The organism is Micromonospora sp. A3M-1-15 (genome assembly GCF_024213425.1).
In the GTDB taxonomy this organism is placed as follows: Bacteria; Actinomycetota; Actinomycetes; order Mycobacteriales; family Micromonosporaceae; genus Micromonospora; species Micromonospora chersina.
The window spans coordinates 255,243-271,202 of the sequence record NZ_JANAVK010000005.1 but is presented as its reverse complement, the minus strand read 5'-3'; the positions used below and the strand labels follow the sequence as shown (position 1 = coordinate 271,202).

The 15,960-nt window shown below is 74.3% G+C and carries 19 protein-coding genes; 8 read left to right on the top strand and 11 right to left on the bottom strand.

All coding sequences use genetic code 11. The annotated features are described in order from the left end of the window. Positions 1-97 precede the first annotated feature (97 nt). Together NLX85_RS25210 and NLX85_RS25205 are read left to right on the top strand one after the other, a co-directional pair. Positions 98-646, top strand: a complete 549-nt coding sequence (locus NLX85_RS25210; protein WP_254339123.1) for a winged helix-turn-helix domain-containing protein — start codon at positions 98-100, stop codon at positions 644-646. Between the two features lie 119 nt (positions 647-765). After that, on the top strand, positions 766-1,395 hold the full coding sequence (locus tag NLX85_RS25205) for a VOC family protein (protein ID WP_254339121.1): 630 nt from the start codon (positions 766-768) through the stop codon (positions 1,393-1,395). Positions 1,396-1,413: 18 nt separating this feature from the next. Here the strand turns inward: NLX85_RS25205 and NLX85_RS25200 are convergent, their stop codons facing one another. Further along, positions 1,414-2,988 (bottom strand): FMN-binding glutamate synthase family protein, encoded by a 1,575-nt coding sequence (locus NLX85_RS25200; RefSeq protein WP_254339119.1) that lies wholly within the window; start codon positions 2,986-2,988, stop codon positions 1,414-1,416. A 170-nt stretch (positions 2,989-3,158) separates the two neighbouring features. Between NLX85_RS25200 and NLX85_RS25195 the strand changes: the two genes are divergently transcribed. Then, positions 3,159-3,311, top strand: coding sequence for a hypothetical protein (locus NLX85_RS25195; RefSeq protein ID WP_254339117.1), 153 nt, complete (start codon positions 3,159-3,161; stop codon positions 3,309-3,311). Then, on the top strand, positions 3,311-4,273 hold the full coding sequence (locus NLX85_RS25190) for an N-acetylmuramoyl-L-alanine amidase (RefSeq protein ID WP_254339115.1): 963 nt from the start codon (positions 3,311-3,313) through the stop codon (positions 4,271-4,273). Before NLX85_RS25195 ends, NLX85_RS25190 begins: the two co-directional genes overlap by 1 nt. A gap of 42 nt (positions 4,274-4,315) precedes the next feature. On the opposite strand, the gene NLX85_RS25185 is transcribed toward NLX85_RS25190, so the two are convergent. Next, positions 4,316-4,765 (bottom strand): VOC family protein, encoded by a 450-nt coding sequence (locus tag NLX85_RS25185; protein ID WP_091305409.1) that lies wholly within the window; start codon positions 4,763-4,765, stop codon positions 4,316-4,318. A 118-nt stretch (positions 4,766-4,883) separates the two neighbouring features. After that, positions 4,884-6,668, bottom strand: coding sequence for a discoidin domain-containing protein (locus NLX85_RS25180; protein ID WP_254339113.1), 1,785 nt, complete (start codon positions 6,666-6,668; stop codon positions 4,884-4,886). A gap of 224 nt (positions 6,669-6,892) precedes the next feature. On the opposite strand from NLX85_RS25180, the gene NLX85_RS25175 reads away from it, so the two are divergent. Both NLX85_RS25175 and NLX85_RS25170 read left to right on the top strand, forming a co-directional pair. Beyond that, positions 6,893-7,078, top strand: a complete 186-nt coding sequence (locus NLX85_RS25175; RefSeq protein WP_254339111.1) for a hypothetical protein — start codon at positions 6,893-6,895, stop codon at positions 7,076-7,078. A 111-nt stretch (positions 7,079-7,189) separates the two neighbouring features. After that, positions 7,190-8,083, top strand: a complete 894-nt coding sequence (locus NLX85_RS25170) for a hypothetical protein (RefSeq protein ID WP_254339109.1) — start codon at positions 7,190-7,192, stop codon at positions 8,081-8,083. Here NLX85_RS25170 and NLX85_RS25165 read toward each other — a convergent pair. The 6 genes from NLX85_RS25165 to NLX85_RS25140 form a co-directional block, all read right to left on the bottom strand. Continuing rightward, positions 8,073-8,762: a hypothetical protein gene (locus NLX85_RS25165; RefSeq protein WP_254339106.1), complete on the bottom strand. Its 690-nt coding sequence runs from the start codon at positions 8,760-8,762 to the stop codon at positions 8,073-8,075. The genes NLX85_RS25170 and NLX85_RS25165 overlap by 11 nt on opposite strands. Positions 8,763-8,795: 33 nt before the next feature. After that, the gene (locus NLX85_RS25160) at positions 8,796-9,632 is read right to left on the bottom strand and encodes a hypothetical protein (RefSeq protein ID WP_254339104.1); all 837 of its coding nucleotides are present in this window, start codon (positions 9,630-9,632) and stop codon (positions 8,796-8,798) included. Between the two features lie 11 nt (positions 9,633-9,643). Continuing rightward, positions 9,644-10,345, bottom strand: coding sequence for a WXG100 family type VII secretion target (locus tag NLX85_RS25155; RefSeq protein WP_254339102.1), 702 nt, complete (start codon positions 10,343-10,345; stop codon positions 9,644-9,646). After that, on the bottom strand, positions 10,342-10,668 hold the full coding sequence (locus NLX85_RS25150; protein ID WP_254339100.1) for a hypothetical protein: 327 nt from the start codon (positions 10,666-10,668) through the stop codon (positions 10,342-10,344). Before NLX85_RS25150 ends, NLX85_RS25155 begins: the two co-directional genes overlap by 4 nt. Next, positions 10,665-11,108 carry a YbaB/EbfC family nucleoid-associated protein gene (locus tag NLX85_RS25145; protein ID WP_254339099.1) on the bottom strand — a complete coding sequence of 148 codons (444 nt, stop codon included), beginning with the start codon at positions 11,106-11,108 and terminating at the stop codon, positions 10,665-10,667. Before NLX85_RS25145 ends, NLX85_RS25150 begins: the two co-directional genes overlap by 4 nt. 131 nt (positions 11,109-11,239) lie before the next feature. Then, positions 11,240-12,241 (bottom strand): LacI family DNA-binding transcriptional regulator, encoded by a 1,002-nt coding sequence (locus tag NLX85_RS25140; protein ID WP_254339097.1) that lies wholly within the window; start codon positions 12,239-12,241, stop codon positions 11,240-11,242. A 152-nt stretch (positions 12,242-12,393) separates the two neighbouring features. On the opposite strand from NLX85_RS25140, the gene NLX85_RS25135 reads away from it, so the two are divergent. Further along, positions 12,394-12,966 carry an ABATE domain-containing protein gene (locus NLX85_RS25135; protein WP_254339095.1) on the top strand — a complete coding sequence of 191 codons (573 nt, stop codon included), beginning with the start codon at positions 12,394-12,396 and terminating at the stop codon, positions 12,964-12,966. Positions 12,967-13,012: 46 nt separating this feature from the next. Here the strand turns inward: NLX85_RS25135 and NLX85_RS25130 are convergent, their stop codons facing one another. Next, on the bottom strand, positions 13,013-13,807 hold the full coding sequence (locus tag NLX85_RS25130; protein ID WP_254339093.1) for a class I SAM-dependent methyltransferase: 795 nt from the start codon (positions 13,805-13,807) through the stop codon (positions 13,013-13,015). A gap of 82 nt (positions 13,808-13,889) precedes the next feature. Here NLX85_RS25130 and NLX85_RS25125 point away from each other — a divergent pair, with 82 nt between their 5' ends. Continuing rightward, on the top strand, positions 13,890-14,441 hold the full coding sequence (locus NLX85_RS25125; RefSeq protein ID WP_212835197.1) for a DUF5872 domain-containing protein: 552 nt from the start codon (positions 13,890-13,892) through the stop codon (positions 14,439-14,441). Positions 14,442-14,521: 80 nt separating this feature from the next. Here the strand turns inward: NLX85_RS25125 and NLX85_RS25120 are convergent, their stop codons facing one another. After that, positions 14,522-15,865: a glycoside hydrolase family 18 protein gene (locus NLX85_RS25120; RefSeq protein ID WP_254339090.1), complete on the bottom strand. Its 1,344-nt coding sequence runs from the start codon at positions 15,863-15,865 to the stop codon at positions 14,522-14,524. Positions 15,866-15,960: the final 95 nt, after the last annotated feature.

Here is a 15,960-nt window from a genome sequence, read left to right as displayed (position 1 = left end):
CACCAACAGTTCGCCAATGGACGCCGTGGTTGACAATTTCTGTCACGGCGATTCCCAAGGCAGGCAACCTTTGTCGTTGTTCCTGGGGGTGGGTGCGGTGATCGGGAACGAGACAGGTGCGGCGGGCGGCACCGATCCGGGGGAGACCTCCTTCCCGCTGGTGATCGGGGTGACGCCGTCGCCGGCCGAACGGATCCGGCTCACCGAGCTCCTCGACGGCGTGGCACCGCTGCTCCTGGTCGCCGACCTCGACGAACTACGGAGGCTGATCACGCCACCGGGGTCGCCGGCGGCCGTCGGTCCTCCGCCGGCCGTCGCCCCGGCGCCCCGGGCGCCGGACGACGCACTGGTCGTCGACGGGACGCGGTCCACGGCCCGGTGGGGGAACCGGGAGGTGGTCCTCACCCGGCTGGAGCGGGACCTCCTGGCCTGCCTGACCGCCGAGCCGGTCCGGGTCTGGAGCTACGCCGACCTGCACCGCACGGTCTGGCACGACGAGGGGTTGCAGCGGAAGGCGGACGTGCAGTCGCTGGTCAAGCGGCTGCGGCGCAAGCTCGACAAGCTGGGCACCGGCGTGACCGTCGTCGCGGTACGCGGTGTCGGACTCCGGCTCGCCGACCACCGGCCCTCGGGCGCCGGGCGGTGACCCGTCGGGCGGCCGCCGAGCGCCGCACGGCCCGCACGGCGATGCGGAAACGGGGCAGCTCGGGGGTGGGGGAGCAGTAACGTGGCGGGCGAGAGGCCAGGCCCACCAGGGAGGTCGCGATGAGCGCGACGGATGTCCGCCGCAACGACGCGAGCGGGACGCCGATCCGGAACATCGACCTGAAGCTCGAGGTGGTCGTCATCCCGGTGGCGGATGTCGACCGCGCCAAGGAGTTCTACGGGCGCCTCGGGTGGCGGCTCGACCGCACGCCGCCCGGGATCGTCCAGTTCACGCCGCCGGGCTCCGGATGCTCGGTCCAGTTCGGCCCCACTCTCACCGCCGCCGCGCCCGGGTCGGGCAAGGCGTACCTGATCGTCGCGGACATCGAGGCGGCCCGGAGCGCGATGCTCGCCGCCGGCGTCGAGGTGAGCGAGATCTTCCACCCCGGCCCGGGCGGCCCGGCCGGCGGTCCGGACCCGGAGCGCCGCAGCTACCTCTCGCGCGCCGAGTTCAGCGACCCGGACGGCAACACCTGGCTGCTCCAGGAGATCACCACGCGGCTGCCGGGGCGCGTCGAGTCCGACGCGCCGTCGTTCGCCTCCGGCAACGACCTCGCGGCCGCGCTCCGCCGGGCCGCCGCCGCCCACGGCGAGCACGAGAAGCGCACCGGCGCGACCGACCCGAACTGGCCCGACTGGTACGCGGCGTACCTGGTCAGTGAGCAGACGGGCGCGGAACTGCCGAAGTGAGCAGGCCGCGGGCGCGGGTCAGCCCACGGCGGTCGGTGAGGGCGGCGCACTGCCGCCCTGCGGCGCCTCGGCGGTCATCAGCCGGATGATCTCGGCGCGGTCGGCGGCGGAGGGCAGCCCCCACCCGGGGCGGTACCCGTACACCCGGTCCAGCGGGGTGGAGGCGGTGCGGCCGTCGAGCACCTCGACCGCGCCGGTGTCGATGAGCCCGGGGTGCTCGACGCCGCACGCCTCGGCGACCTTGACCAGGTCGCGCCGCAGCGTCCGCACGTAGTTGGCGGCCCGCACCGACTTGCGGGCCGGGTCGACGCCCCGGGCCAGCCACGGGTTCTGCGTCGCCACGCCGGTGGGGCAGGTGTCGGTGTGGCACTTCTGCGCCTGGATGCAGCCGATCGCCAGCATCGCCTCCCGGCCGACGTTCACCATGTCGGCGCCGAGCGCGAACGCCACCACGGCGTTGTCCGGCAGCCCGAGCTTTCCGGCGCCGACGAAGACCACCTGCTCGTGCAGGTTCCGTTCGGCGAAGACCCGGTAGACCCGGGAGAAGCCCTGCTGGAACGGCAGCGACACCGAGTCGGTGAAGATCAGCGGCGCGGCCCCGGTGCCGCCCTCGCCGCCGTCGACGGTCACGAAGTCCACGCCCCGGCCGGTGTCGCGCATGAGCGTGGCCAGCTCCGCCCAGAAGCCCAGGTCGCCGACGGCGGACTTGATGCCGACCGGCAGGCCGGTCTCGGCGGCGAGCAGTTCCACCCAGTCGAGCAGGCTGTCGCAGTCGGAGAACTCGGCGTGCCGCGACGGGCTCACGCAGTCCCGTCCCCGGGGGATGCCCCGGGTGGCGGCGATCTCGGCGGAGACCTTCGCGGCCGGCAGCAGGCCGCCGAGGCTGGGCTTCGCGCCCTGGCTGAGCTTGATCTCCAGCGCCCGGACCGGCGCTCCCGCCACGAGGTCCTTGAGCCGGTCGAGACTGAACCGGCCGCGCTCGTCCCGGCACCCGAAGTACGCGGTGCCGATCTGGAAGACCAGGTCGCCGCCGTTGCGGTGGTACGGCGACAGCCCACCCTCGCCGGTGTTCTGCAGGCAGCCGGCCAGGGCGGCGCCCCGGTTGAGCGCCTCGACGGCGTTGCCGGAGAGCGAGCCGAAGCTCATGCCGGAGATGTTGACCACCGACTCCGGGCGGAACGCGCGGGCACGGCCCCGGGCGCCGCCGAGCACCTTCGCGCAGGGGAGCGTGACGTCGTGCCCGGCGGCGGGGGAGGACGGCGGCACCGCCCGGCCGAAGGTGCGGTGCTTGATGATCGGGTATCCGGGGGTGTACTCGATGTCGTTGTCGGTGCCGAACCCGAAGTAGTTGTTCTCCTGCTTCGCCGACGCGTACACCCAGCGCCGCTGGTCGCGGGTGAACGGCCGCTCCTCGTTGTTGCCCGCCACGATGTACTGGCGCAGCTCGGGCCCGATCGACTCCAGGAGGTAGCGGGCGCGGCCGAGGACGGGGAAGGTGCGCAGCAGCGCGTGGTCGCGCTGGAGCAGGTCACGTGCGGCGAGGGCCGCCACGGCGGCGACGGCGGCGGGTACGGCTCTTCGGGCCCAGCTCATGCCGCCACTCTTTCCGGGATCGCCGCCGGCCAAACGGCCCGGCGGGGAGCGCCGCCCGGGACTGCCAATTTCCTTCAGCCCGAGGATCGAGACTGAAGGGTATCGACATAGACGTTCGTGACGGTATAGCGTCCGCGCAACGTTCCTCGCCCGGTCGCCGAAGGAGTGCCATGCCCACGTCACGAACCGTCCGTCCGCGGCGCCGAGCACTGCTCGGCATCCCCGCCCTGGTCGCCGCCGCGCTGACCGTCGCGGCGCGTCCCCGCGCGGCGGCCGCCGCCCCGAAGGCCGAGTGCCTGGCCGACCTGCTCGGGGACTCCTGATGGCGACCATCCCCTGGCTGGTGGACGTGCTGCGGGCGGCCGGGGTGCAGGTCGTCGTCGAGGGTGACTGGCTCAACCGGATGCGCCCCGGCTCGTTCGACCCGATCGGGGTGCTGTGGCACCACACCGCCTCCACCTCCAGCGCCACCAACCCGCACCCGGCGCTCAACATCTGCATCAACGGCCGTTCCGACCTGCCCGGCCCGCTCTGCCAGGCCCTCGTCGACTACCACGGCGTCTTCCACGTGATCTCGGCGGGACGCTGCAACCACGCCGGCACCAGCGGCGGCAGCGGGCCGATCCCGGCCGGCGACGGCAACACCATGCTGATCGGCTGGGAGATCGACTACAACGGGGTCAGCCAGGAGATGACGGCGGCCCAGTACGACGCCTCCGTGGCCGCCACCGCGGCCGTCCTCACCCGGCTCGGCCGGGACGCCAGCTACGCCCGCGGGCACCGGGAGACCAGCACCACCGGCAAGATCGACCCGTCCTTCATCGACCTGGACGCGATGCGAGCCGACGTCGCCGCGAAGATGGCCGGTGGCACGGCCTGGTCCTCGATCGTGGACAACGCCACCGCCGGGCGCTTCACCGCCAGCGCCAACTGGGGCGTCTCGTCCTACTCGGGGCAGCGCTACGGCGCGGACTACCGCTACGCCGACCCGGTCGCGGCCAGCGACCCCGCCTGGTACCGGTTCAACGTCCCCGCCTCCGCCACCTACCGCGTCGACGCCTGGTGGCCGGCCAACGCCGGCTACAACGGCGCGACGCCGTACATCGTCGCCACCACGACCGGCAACCAGACGGTCCACGTCGACCAGCGGGCGACCGGCGGCCAGTGGCGTATCCTCGGCACCTTCGCCCTGCCGGCGGGGGACGCCAACCGGGTGGCGGTGAGCCGGTGGAGTTCGGCCGGCGGCCTGGTCGTCGCCGACGCCGTCCGGCTCACCCGGGTCTGACCCGCCCCGGGCAACCCCCGGCCGGGACCGCCCGGCCGGGGCTCAGCCCGGCACGGGCCGGCCCATCTCCGCCAGGATGCCGGTGCCCTGGCCCAGCTCGATGAGATACCCGTCGGGATCGCGCAGGTAGCACCGGATCTCCATCCCGTGGTCCTTCGGCTCCGTCAGGAACTCGCCGCCGCGGGACCGCCACAGCTCGTAGACCGCCCGCACGTCGGTGACCCGGATGTTGAGCGCCCCGCTCAGGGTGTCCGGGTCGGCCGGCGCCCGCGCCGTCACGGTCGGCTTGTCGTCGGTCGGGCCACCCTCGTCGTTGAGCACGAGGTAGCTGTTGTGCAGGCGGAGCACGGCAGGCCGCCGGTCCCGCACCACCGTGGCGCCGAGCACGTCGCGGTAGAACTCCCGCGAGCGGTCCACGTCCCGCACGATCAACAGGTGGGTGACGACCAGGCCGTGCTCGGGCTGGAAGTAGTCCGGTGCCTCATCCGTCACGACGCCCCCTTCCTCGGCTCCGCCGGTTACCCGGGTACGCGCGGGCCACACCCGGTCGCCCCGGGGCCCGACCGGCCGGTGACCGGCCGGGCCCCGGGACCGCGCGGACGGTCCCGTGTCACCAGCCCACGGCGACCAGCAGCCACGCCGGATCCGCCGCCGACACGAACGAGGACTGGTCGGCGACGTCGTCGTACGGGAAGCCGTACGACCGGCCGCCGATGGCGCGGTCGTGCCAGAACTTCGCGTAGTAGTTGGCCGGCGCCTGCTGGTAGAACAGGCTCGGGTCCGACCACTGCGCCGGCGGCAGGTGCGCGACGTGGCGGTTGAGCGCCGCGCAGCCGGCCGGGTTGCCAGCGAGCGGGCCGGCGCAGCCGAAGATGTCCGAGGTGGTGGCCGGCAACCCCACCGACGACGCGTAGCCGCTGAGGTAGTTGTCGTACTGTCCGCCGGGCCGGAACTGCGGCGTGTTCCCCGGCGACGGGATGCGGTACGGCGCCTCGACGGTGGCCAGGTGCTTGAACTCGGCCGGCATGGCGTCCGCGAACCGTTGGAAGGTCACCGCCCGGTCCTCGGTGAAGGTCGCCTCGGTCTCGCCGACGGCCACGTCCCGCCCGTCGTGGGCGCGCAACCGCATGGCCAGCTTCAGGCCGAACGCGTCGACCCGGGTGGTGTTGCCGTTGAACTGGTCCGGCCCGACCGTGAACTCGATGAAGTCGCTGTACTGGCTGGTGGGCGACCCGAGATGGAAGTACATCCGGCCGGCGGTGTTGACCGGCATGTCGAAGTAGGGCTGCTCCGCGATCGAGTGGGTCTGCCCGTTGTAGCTCCAGTACACCTGGCTGTCGGGGTAGCGGCCGTTGGTCCGGTTGAGCACCTTCACCATGAGCACGTTCGCGGCCGGGGGGATCGAGCCGGTGTCGCCCCAGAAGCCGCCCGAGGGCGGCGGGGTCGTCGGGGGCGGGGTGGAGCCGGACGTGGTGCGCACCGCGAACTCCCAGAGCGAGTAGCCGTAGGCGGTGGCCCGCGCCGTGCCGTACACCCGCACGTAGCGCCCGGAGCCGGTCACGTCGAGCGTCTGGGTGCCGCCGGCGCCGGTGGTCGTGGCGTAGACGGTGGTCCACGGACCGTCCGGGTTGGCGGAGACCTGGACCTGGAAGGCCCGGGCGTACGCGGCCTCCCACTGAAGGGTGACCTGGCAGAGGGTCTGCGTCGCGCCGAGGTCCACGCGGAGCCACTGCGGATCGGCGAAGCCGCTGGACCAGCGGGTGCCGGAGTTGCCGTCGACCGCGGCGGAGGCCGGTGTGGTGGCGCTCTCGGTCGACGAGGCGACCGCCGGGCGGTTGAGCGCGGCGTTGCCGGCGCAGCCGGCGGGCCCGATGGCGCCGTAGACCTGGAACTCCCAGAGGGAGTAGCCGTAGGCGGTGGCCCGGGCGGTGCCGTACAGGCGCACGTAGCGGCCGGTGCCGGAGACGGCGAGGGCCTGCGTGCCGCCGGTCCCGGCGGTGGTGCCGTACACGGTGGTCCACGGGCCGGCCGGGTTCGCGGCGACCTGGATCTCGAAGGCCCGGGCGTAGGCGGCCTCCCAGACCAGCCGCACCTGGTCGATCGTCGCGGTGGCGCCGAGATCGACCTGGAGCCACTGCGGGTCTCCGAACTGGCTCGACCAGCGGGTGCTCGGGTCGCCGTCGGTGGCGGCGGTGGCCGGCGTGTCGGCGTTCTCGCTCGACGACGCGGTCGTCGGCCGCCCCTGGGAGATCAGGGCGGACGCGGCGCTCGCGGCGAACGGCCCGGCGGCGACGGCGCCGCCGGCGAGCAGCGCCAGGACGGCGGCCAGGGCGGTGAGGAGGCGGCGGCCGGTGCGGTGGGGCCGGCGCCGATGGCGGGGTGGGGCGGTGTGCATGGCATCTCCTACGGGTGGAATCCGACGGAGAGCGCTCTCGGCCACGAGAGTCGCCTCCGCCCGCGCTTCTGTCAAGACGGGGGTCCGCGGGTCGAGAAAGATCGATTCCGGACTTTCCGCTTTTCATTGACTGATAGAAGTGACTCGATGGAAGCTGTTCGCGAGCGCTCTCACCCTCTCGGCCATCAGCCCGTTAACGGGAGCTCCCGCGCAGCCTGGCGGACGTGGTGCGGCCCGGCGGCACCGACGTGCCGGCCGACGCCGTCGAGTCCTGGGACCTGCCGTACGACCTGGGGGCCACCACGACCGAACGGGCCCAGATCCGGGCCAGCATCGACGCCGGACAGCCACCGGCGACGACGTACGGCAACCCGCTCTACCCGTACGGGGCGGGGATGACGGGGTTCTGACCGCCGCGGGCGGTGTCGGGGCCGCCGGTGCGTCGCGCGCCGGCGACCCCGCCCGTCCGGCGACGCCTTCGGGGTTCGCCGCCGTTCGCGGGCCGATGGTATGAATGCAGCGTGCCGTCGCCGCAGAACGCAGACCTGATGGGCAACGTCCGCGCGCTGGTCGAGGACGTGCTCCCGGCCCGCCTGCCGGGAGCGCGCGTCGCGGCGGACAGCGACGAGATCGTCGTCGCCGTGCCCGGCGGCCGCGCCCGGATCTCTCTGGTCCCGTTGCTGCGCAGCTGTGCGGACCAGCCCCGGCAGGCGTGGCCCGAGCTGGTGGCCGACTGGATCGCGGCGGTCCGCCGGGAGCTGCCGGACAGCGTCTCGGCCGACCTGGGGCCGGTCGACGTCGCGCAGCTGCGGCTCCGCCTCACCCCGGCGGCCCCGACCAGCGAGACCGACGACTACCTGGCCGTGCCGTTCGGCACGCACTTCACCGCGGCGGTCGTGGTGGACCGGCCCGGGCGGCTGGACCTGCTGACCCTCGCGCAGGCGGCGCGACTGGACCGCGAGCCCGCCGAGCTGGTGCGCATCGCCGTGCGGCAGACCGTGGAGCGCGAACTGACCACCCTCGACGTGCGGGACCACGAGCTGCCCACCGGCGGGTCGGTGCGCCTGCTCGCCGCCGACGGCAACCCGTTCGTGACGACCGCCCTCATGTCGGTCAAGCGGTTCCTGCCCGAGGCCGCCGAGCACGGCGCGCTGGTCGCGGCGCCGCGGTACAGCGCGGTGCTGCTGCACCCGGTGGACCAGGGCCTGCGGGAGGCCGCCGTGGCGCTGCACCGCCTGGCCGGGTCCATGTTCGAGGCCGCCACCGATCCCTGCTCCGAGCAGGTCTTCTGGTGGCGCGAGGGCGAGTTCCACCCGGTGCGCGTCGTGCCGGCGGAGTCCGGCGGGGCCGTGCAGGTGCGGTTGCCCGAGGCGCTGGCTCCCGTCGTGGCGCGGCTGGACTCTCCTACGGGGTGAGCGCCCGGTCGAGCTTCCGGGCGGCCAGCGCCTGATCCCGCTGCGCGGTCAGGAACTCCAGCGCCGCCTCCCGTTCCCCGTCCTGCCAGGCCCGCACGAGCCCTTCGTGGAACGCGGCCTGCTCCGCCAACTGCCGGGCGCCCGTGCCGGAGGTTCCGGCGGCCCGTTCGTGGCACAGCTCGACGAGCTGGGTCGCCGGCTCGACGGGGGACGCCGTGCCGTTCACCACCCGCCATCCGGGCAGCTGGTGCCAGTGCGTGCGGCGCCGGCGCGGGTCCTGGGCGAAGTCGCGCTCGGCCACGTCGGCGAGGCGCTCGGCGGGCCAGCTGTCGAGCTTGGCCAGGCCGGCGTCCCGCACGAACCGCCGCGCCTGCTCCGCCGCCTCGTCGGCGGACAGGTCGATGGTGGACGGCCCGGACCGGACCTCGTCGCTCCGGACGCCGTAGGTCATGATCCAGCTGGTGAAGGGCGTCACGAGCGGCTGCACCCCGGCGGCGACCCAGCCCACGGGCCGGGTGGGCGAGCCCGAGTAGCCGATCCAGGCCAGTGCCCAGTCCAGCGGCTCGCGCACCAGCACCGTGCCGAGGCCGGTGCCCCGCACGGACCACTCTCCCGGCAGGTCGGGCCGCAGCTCGGTGAGGACGTGCCGCCACCGCCGCGCCCTGTCAGCAGAGGACATACGCACCTTTCACGGGTCGGTGGCGGGGCCCGGTCAGTCTACGCTCAGCGGTCGCTGTGTCGGCCGTAGCTCCTCCGGCGGCTCGGGCAGGCCCAGCACCCGCTGCACCTTGTTGGCCCAGCTCGGCTCGATGCCGGTCTTCAGGCCGGTCTTGAGGTCGTAGGCGTGCGCGACCTCCCAGTCGGTCTCCTCGGTCACCGGGTCCTTGTGCTGCCGCTCGAGGATGACGTCCGGCCGGAAGTCCTGGTCCTTCACCTTCGGCGTCTCGACGCCCTGGGCGTCGTAGCCGACCTCGGTGCGCAGCCGGAAACCCGTCTCCGGTTCCAGCATGGTGGTCGCCTCGCTGTCGATCGCGTTGGCCAGCCCACGGTGGGCCTCGGTGCCCATCGCCGTGCGCTCCACGATCAGGTCCGCCACGTCCTCGGGGTAGCCCTTCTCGATGAGCTTCTCCCGCTGCCGCTGGTAGCCCTCCTGCTGGAGGATCGAGTCGCGGTTCTGGTCGACGTGGTCCCACGCGTCGTCGACCATCTCCTGGAGCTGGCCGGCGATCTGCTTGCGGGCCTTGGCGATCTCCTCCAGGCTCTTCGGGTCGTGCTTGTCCAGCTCCGGGTCGTTCTGCGGGCGCTGCGGGTCGGCGTCCCCCTCGGACCCGCCGGGCCTGCCGTCGGTCGACCTCGGGCCGCCGGGCCGCCCGCTCTCCGCCGCCTGCGTGACGGCCCGGTGGGTCTCGGCGACCGTGGTGGGCCTGCCGTGCTGTGCGCCGCCCCGCTGCCGGGGCACACCGCCGTCGCCGACCTCCCCGCCGTCGCCGACGTGCCCGCCGTCGCCGCCGTCACCGGTGCCGCCGTGCGGTCCCCTGGGCTTCGCCACGATCCCCCCGGTCAGCCGTTGACGAGCTTGGACAGGTTGGTGAGGCTGGTGACGAGCGCCGTGGTGTAGCTCAGGATCCGGCCCGCCCACTTGAGCACGGCGGCGGTGATCTGCGCGGCGATCACCGGGATGGTCACCACGAAGATCGCCTCGACCGCCCAGACGATGACGCGCGCCACGAGATCCGCGATGAGGTCACGGACGATGTCGCGGGTGAACGAGACGAGGTTCCCGGCGGCCTGCGTGGCGGCCGCCATGGCCGCGGACGCGCCACCCAGGCCGGCGATCGCGTCCACGTTGTTCTTCATGAGCGACTGGTACGCCTCGGCGGCGTGCCCCCGCCAGTCCGGCAGGTCGCCGGCCAGGTGCGCCTGGAGGTCGGCCGCCATCCGCTGGAGGTGCCCGGCCATGTTGTCCCAGGTCGCCGCGTGCGACGCGACCACGTCGGGCATGCCGGTCAGCCAGTCGAGCATCTCGCGCAGCGGCTCGAAGTATTCCATCGCCCAGCCGAGGCCGTTGGCCAGCAACGCGCTGAACGGGTCCAGCACCGTGGCGGCGACGTCCAGCCCGAAGGCCGCGCCGGCGAGCAGGTCGTCGACCCAGCCCTCGCTGCGGATCGCGTCCACCAGGCCCTCGACGCCGTCGGCCAGCGACGACCCCGTCCACACCTCCCGGGTGGACCGGACGTCGGCGACCAGCGACTCGTCGGTCATGCCCGCAACCGCCGGCTGATCGCGCTCATCGAGCTGGCCGCGTCACCGTCCACGCCGTCGTAGTTGTCGGCGGTGCGGCGCAGCCCGTCGGCGACCAGCCGGAGGTTCTCGTCGACGTACGCGACCAGTTCGTCCTGGCGGGTGTGCCGGTCCTCCAGGATCCCCGAGATCCACCCGCAGAGCAGCCCGTACGCCCGGTCGTCCCGGGCGATGTGCGCGCTCGCGCCGCGGACCGCTTCGAACCGTGCGCGCAACGCCTCGATGGACGCGGCGTGGGCCCGGATCTGCTCGGTGTCGGCCACCCAGCCGGCCGGGCCGCTCATCGCCGCCAGCCGTGGCCGTCGTACGGGCCGGGCTCGCCCCAGCCGGCCTCCGGGTCGGGGCGCAGCTGCCGGCCCACCCGCTCGGCGATCGCCCGCGCGGCCGCCGAGTCGGTGCCGACGGTCTCCGCGATGATCTCCTGCGACCGCTCGGCGAGCTGTCCCTTCGCCCGCCGGATGGCCGCCATGACCGCCTCGGCCACCACCTCGGGGGAGACCCGCTGGATCTGGCGACCCAGTCGCAGGTCCAGCAGCGCGCCGGTCGAGTCGACGGTGACCTCGGCCAGGCCGTTGTCGTCCTCGACCGTGACCCGCAGCTCCTGCAGGCGGTCGCTCATCACCTTCGTGTCGGCGGCGAGCTTGTCGATGCGGCCCTTCCAGGCCCGCATCCGGTCCATGGCGCCGTCCGGATCCAGCACGTCGCCGCCCAGAGCCCCGCTCACCATGCGCCTCCCCCGAGTAGGCCCGGATCCCGTGCGGACTGCCGAGCGGCAGCCCTCGCAGGGCGGCGTCGATTGTAGAACACCGCTTCACGTCCGGGAGGCGCCGTGACGCGGGTGTGGACCGTCGGCCGTCAGCCGGCCGGGCGGGTGCTCTCCCGGGGCAGGATCGCGTGCGGCGCGGTGATCCGGGCGGGCGGGGCGTCCGGGCGGTCGAGCCGGGCGAGGGCCAGGGCGACCGCCGTCCGGGCGAGGAACGCGGGGTCGGCCGAGACCGAGGTCAGCGTCGGTTGCGAGTAGCGGCCCTCGGCGCTGTCACCGATCCCGATCACCGCCACGTCCGCGGGCACCCGCAGCCCGGCGTCGGTGGCGGCCCGCAGGGCGCCGATGGCGAGCCGGTCGGAGTAGCAGAAGACGGCGTCCGGGCGGTGCTCGTGGGCGAACAGCCGCCGGGCGGCCCGGTAGCCGTCCTCGTACCGGTGCTGGGGGGTGGTGCGCAGGTAGCCGGCGGGCAGGTCGAGACCGGCCCGGCGAACCGCCAGCTGGTAGCCGAGTGTGCGCGGCTGCGGCGGTCCGGTCGCCTCACCGGGCCGGGCGCCGATGGCGGCGATCCGCTGCCGTCCGGTGTGGAGCAGGTGCTCGGTGGCGTCCGCCGCGGCCCGGACGCCGTCGAGCGCGACCCGGTCGCAGCGCGGATCCCCGCTCTCGCCGAGCAGGACCAGGGGAGTGCCGGCGCCGAGTTGGGCGTCGATCAGGCGCGACGGCGCCACGTCGGTGGCGAGGAGGACGGCGTCGACGCCCGGCGGGCCGGCGACCCGCGCGGGCGGCCCGCTGTCGGGCCCGTGTGGCGCGACGACGACCCGGAAGCCCTGGCTCGTCGCCGCGCGGACGACCTCACGCGCCAGCCCATGCAGGCCGGGCGCCTCGACGTCGGCGACGACCAGCGCGAGCAGGCCGGTGCGGCCGGTGCGCAGGGTGCGGGCCGCGAGGTTGGGCCGGTAGCCGAGTGCCCGGACGGCCTCCCGCACCCGGCGGCGTACGTCGTCGCTGACGTGCGGGTAGTCGTTGATGACGTTCGAGACGGTCTTCACCGACACGCGGGCGTGCCGCGCCACGTCCCTGAGCGTGGTGGCCACGATCCGTCCTCCCGCCGTGGGCCGGCGACGGAACCGGGCGGTTCCCTGTTCACACCGGCCAACCGGTTCCGCTGGTGTACACACCGGACGATCCCAGAGGGCAGCTACACCGGTCAAGGGATTACGCTGGTGTGGACGCGAGGAGGACGACGGTGGGCGACGAGCGACCGGTGCCGGCCGCCGTGCGACTCGTGCGCGACTTCGTCAACACCTTCGAGCCGCAGGTCGACGAGGAGTCGCTGGCCACGCCGGACGCGCTGCGGGACTGGCTCGCCGAGCGCGGGGTGATCCCCGCCGACGCCCGGCTGGGCCCGGCGGACCTCGCCGCGGCCCGCACGGTCCGCGAGGGGCTGCGCGAGGTGCTGCTCGGCCACGCCGGCCACCCCGCCGACCCCGGCGCGCTGCGACGCCTCGACGAGGCCCTGGCCGCGGCGCCCGTGCGGATGACGTTCGCGGACGGCGGGCCGCGCCTGGCGCCCGCCCGGCCCGCCCTCCTCGACGTGGCGCTGGCCGCCCTGCTCGACGCGATTCGGCAGTGCGCGCAGGACCAGGTGTGGACCCGGCTCAAGGTGTGCGATCGGGACACCTGCCGGTGGGCCTACTACGACGCCTCGCGCAACCAGGCCCGCCGCTGGTGTTCCATGGCCGGCTGCGGCAACTACGTGAAGATGCGGCGGGCCTACGCCGTCCGGCGCGGCCGCCGGTCCCGGGCGCCGGACACCTGACCCGGCGGCCGGTCGCCCGGCCCGGCCCCGCGCCCGGCGGGCGCGGTCACGACGGGGCGGTGCCCCGCACCGCCCACGCCCGGGCGGTGAGCCGGACGGACCCGTCCGCCTCGACCGGCAGGCGGGTGACGAGCAGGTCGTGCAGCGCCGCCCGGTCCGGCTCGGCCAGGGACGCCACGTACGCCGGCGCCGCGCCCTGGCCACCGAGGAACGGCGCCCAGTAGGCGTCGACGTCGGCGAACACCGTGGGCACCACCACCGGCTCGACGGCCACCGCGGTGAATCCGGCGTCCGTCCACAGGGCGCGCAGCGCCTCGGGGCGGCACAGCGGGAACCGGCGCCCCTCGGACAGCTCCGCCACCGCCGGATCGAGCGCCTCGGCGGCCGCCCAGAAGTGGCGCATCATGGCCATGCCCTCGGCGTAGTCCCAGACGTACGCGGCCGCCACGCCACCGGGCCGGAGGACCCGGGCGAACTCGGCCACCGCCCGCGCCGGGTCGGGCACGAAGTTGAGCGCCAGCCCGCTCACCACGACGTCCACATCGGCGTCATCCACCGGCAGCGCGCGGGCGTCACCGACCCCGAAGGCGGCCCGCGGGTCGTCGACCCGGTCGCGGGCGTGGGCCAGGAAGCCCGCCGCGGGGTCGACGCCGGTGACCTGCGCGGGGTCCGCCTCGGCCAGCACGGCCGCGGTCAGCGCGCCGGTGCCGCAGCCCACGTCGAGCCAGCGCAGGCCGGGCGGGAGCGCCAGCCGGCGCAGGAAGTCACGCGCGACCAGCCGGCTCCACCGGCCGACGTACGCCTCGTAGGCCGCACCATCGGCCCAGACCGGCTTCGCCACTCCGGCAGGATACGGCCGCCGGAGCCCGCGCCGATTCGGCCGGCCGGACGCATGTGGCCCGCCGCTGCGGGAACGCCCCTGCATGGCCAGGTACACGAAGCCCGAACTCCGGGAGCAGCTCAAGGCGGAGATCCAGGCCTCCGACAAGGGCGGCCGCCCGGGGCAGTGGTCGGCGCGGAAGTCCCAGCTGCTCACGAACGAGTACAAGAAGCGCGGCGGGGGCTTCGAGGGACCCAGGGACCAGCGGCAGCGGTCGCTGCAGCGGTGGGGCGCCGAGGACTGGCAGACCCGGTCCGGCTCCACGCGGGCGCGCCGCGACGGCGAGACCGCCCGTTACCTGCCGAAACGGGCATGGCAACAGCTGTCGGAGGAGCAGCGCCGCGACACCGACACGAAGAAACGGCAGGCGTCCCGGTCCGGGCGGCAGTTCGTGTCCAACACGGGGCCGGCGAAGCGTGCCCGCCGCGAGGCCTCCGCCGCCGGGCCGTTGTCGGACCTGCCGGTCACGGAGGCGGTCAAGCTGGTCCGCGGCCTCGACACGCGCCAGCTCCGCTCGGCGCTGCGGCGCGAGCGCGACGGCAAGGCCCGCAAGACGCTCCTGCAGCGGATGGAGGCGGAGCTGGCCCGGCGCTGACGGTGTGCCGCGCCGCGCCGCGCCCCGCCCCCGCCGCCGGGCCCGGGAGGGCGGCTCGGCGGCGGAGGCGGCGAGTCGCGCTACGGCGTCGCGAGGCCCACGCTGATCGTCCGGGTCAGCGTGGCGTTGTCGTCGTCGCCGTCCAGCGACCAGACCATCGCCCCGGCCAGGCCGGCCCGCCGGATGTACAGCGTCTTCTGGAACACGACCGCCGGGTCGTCGTACGTCCAGAAGGTCGTGCCGTCGAACAGCCAGGCGTGCCCGGCGCGCAGGTCGCGGTGGACGGTGAAGCCCTTGCCGGGCAGGGTCTTGAGCTGCTTGTAGTCCTCATAGCCGGCCTCGAAGGTGGCCGGTGCGGGCCCGGCCGCGGGCTGGAACAGCCCGTCCCCGCCCCCGGTGACGCCGGTCCAGCCGCGACCGTAGTACGGGATGCCCAGGACCAGCTTCCCGCGCGGCGCGCCACGGGCGAGCCAGCCGTCGATCGCCACCTGCGCGGAGAAGTCCGGGCTGTCCGGCGCGCCCGCCGGCACGCGCAGCGCGGACTGCTGGTTGGTCACCTGATCCCAGGAGCCGTGGAAGTCGTACCCCTGCACGGTGGCGAAGTCCAGGTACCGGAAGATCTTCCGGCCCTCGTACCCGGCGTCCATGGCCGCCGGGTTGGCCGGCAGGAACGCGGTCAGCGCGTAGTGCTTCCGGGCCTGCCGGCCGTACGCGTCGAGCTGCCGGCGGAACTCGGCGAGCAGCTTGGTGAAGTTCTCCCGGTCCTCGGCGCGGACCACGTTGCCCGGCTCGCCCGGCCAGTTCGGCCACTCCCAGTCCAGGTCGATGCCGTCGAAGACGCCCGCGGCGGCGCCCGGGCCGCCGCTGCCGCCGTCGAGGACCGGGAGGTTTCCCTTGAGGTAGAGGTCGATGCAGGAGGCGACGAACGCCCGGCGGGACGCGTCGGTGCGCGCGGCGTTGGAGAAGTACGTCGACCAGCTCCACCCGCCCAGCGAGATCATCACCTTGAGGTCGGGGTGGCGCTCCTTGAGCCTGGCCAGCTGGCCGAAGTTGCCGTTGAGCGGCTCGCCCCAGGTGTCGGCCACGCCGTCGACGCTCTCCTCCGCCGGGACGGGGCGCTGGTAGTCGGCCCAGGCGTCGCCCTCACCGGGCCCGCCGTCCACGTAGCACCGTCCGTCCTCGCTGACGTTGCCGAAGGCGTAGTTGACGTGGGTGAGGCGGCTCGCCGCCCCGGAGGTGTCCAGCTTCTTCACCGGGAAGGCCCGGCCGTAGATGCCCCACTGGGTGAAGTAGCCGACCCGGTGGTATCCGTCCCGGCGGGGCGAGCCGTCCGCGGCGCCCGCGGCGCTCGGTGGGGCGGCCGCGACCAGCACGGTCGACAGGGCGGCGAGGGCGGTGAGGCGGCGGTGGCGGAACGGTCGCATCGGCACTCCCAAGGGGCCGGATTAGTAAAGAGACCTTTCTGATCGATGAAGCTAAGCCGGTCGTGATTCGCGGTCAAGGGTGCCGCGCGGAGTTG

Excerpts from the sequence above, each read along its gene's own strand:
- NLX85_RS25150 (WP_254339100.1), bottom strand. The coding sequence starts at position 10,668 with ATGAGCGGCCCGGCCGGCTGGGTGGCCGACACCGAGCAGATCCGGGCC.
- NLX85_RS25180 (WP_254339113.1), bottom strand. The coding sequence starts at position 6,668 with ATGCACACCGCCCCACCCCGCCATCGGCGCCGGCCCCACCGCACCGGC.
- NLX85_RS25205 (WP_254339121.1), top strand. The coding sequence starts at position 766 with ATGAGCGCGACGGATGTCCGCCGCAACGACGCGAGCGGGACGCCGATC.
- NLX85_RS25190 (WP_254339115.1), top strand. The coding sequence starts at position 3,311 with ATGGCGACCATCCCCTGGCTGGTGGACGTGCTGCGGGCGGCCGGGGTG.
- NLX85_RS25120 (WP_254339090.1), bottom strand. The coding sequence starts at position 15,865 with ATGCGACCGTTCCGCCACCGCCGCCTCACCGCCCTCGCCGCCCTGTCG.
- NLX85_RS25195 (WP_254339117.1), top strand. The coding sequence starts at position 3,159 with ATGCCCACGTCACGAACCGTCCGTCCGCGGCGCCGAGCACTGCTCGGC.
- NLX85_RS25165 (WP_254339106.1), bottom strand. The coding sequence starts at position 8,762 with ATGTCCTCTGCTGACAGGGCGCGGCGGTGGCGGCACGTCCTCACCGAG.
- NLX85_RS25125 (WP_212835197.1), top strand. The coding sequence starts at position 13,890 with ATGGCCAGGTACACGAAGCCCGAACTCCGGGAGCAGCTCAAGGCGGAG.
- NLX85_RS25200 (WP_254339119.1), bottom strand. The coding sequence starts at position 2,988 with ATGAGCTGGGCCCGAAGAGCCGTACCCGCCGCCGTCGCCGCCGTGGCG.
- NLX85_RS25155 (WP_254339102.1), bottom strand. The coding sequence starts at position 10,345 with ATGACCGACGAGTCGCTGGTCGCCGACGTCCGGTCCACCCGGGAGGTG.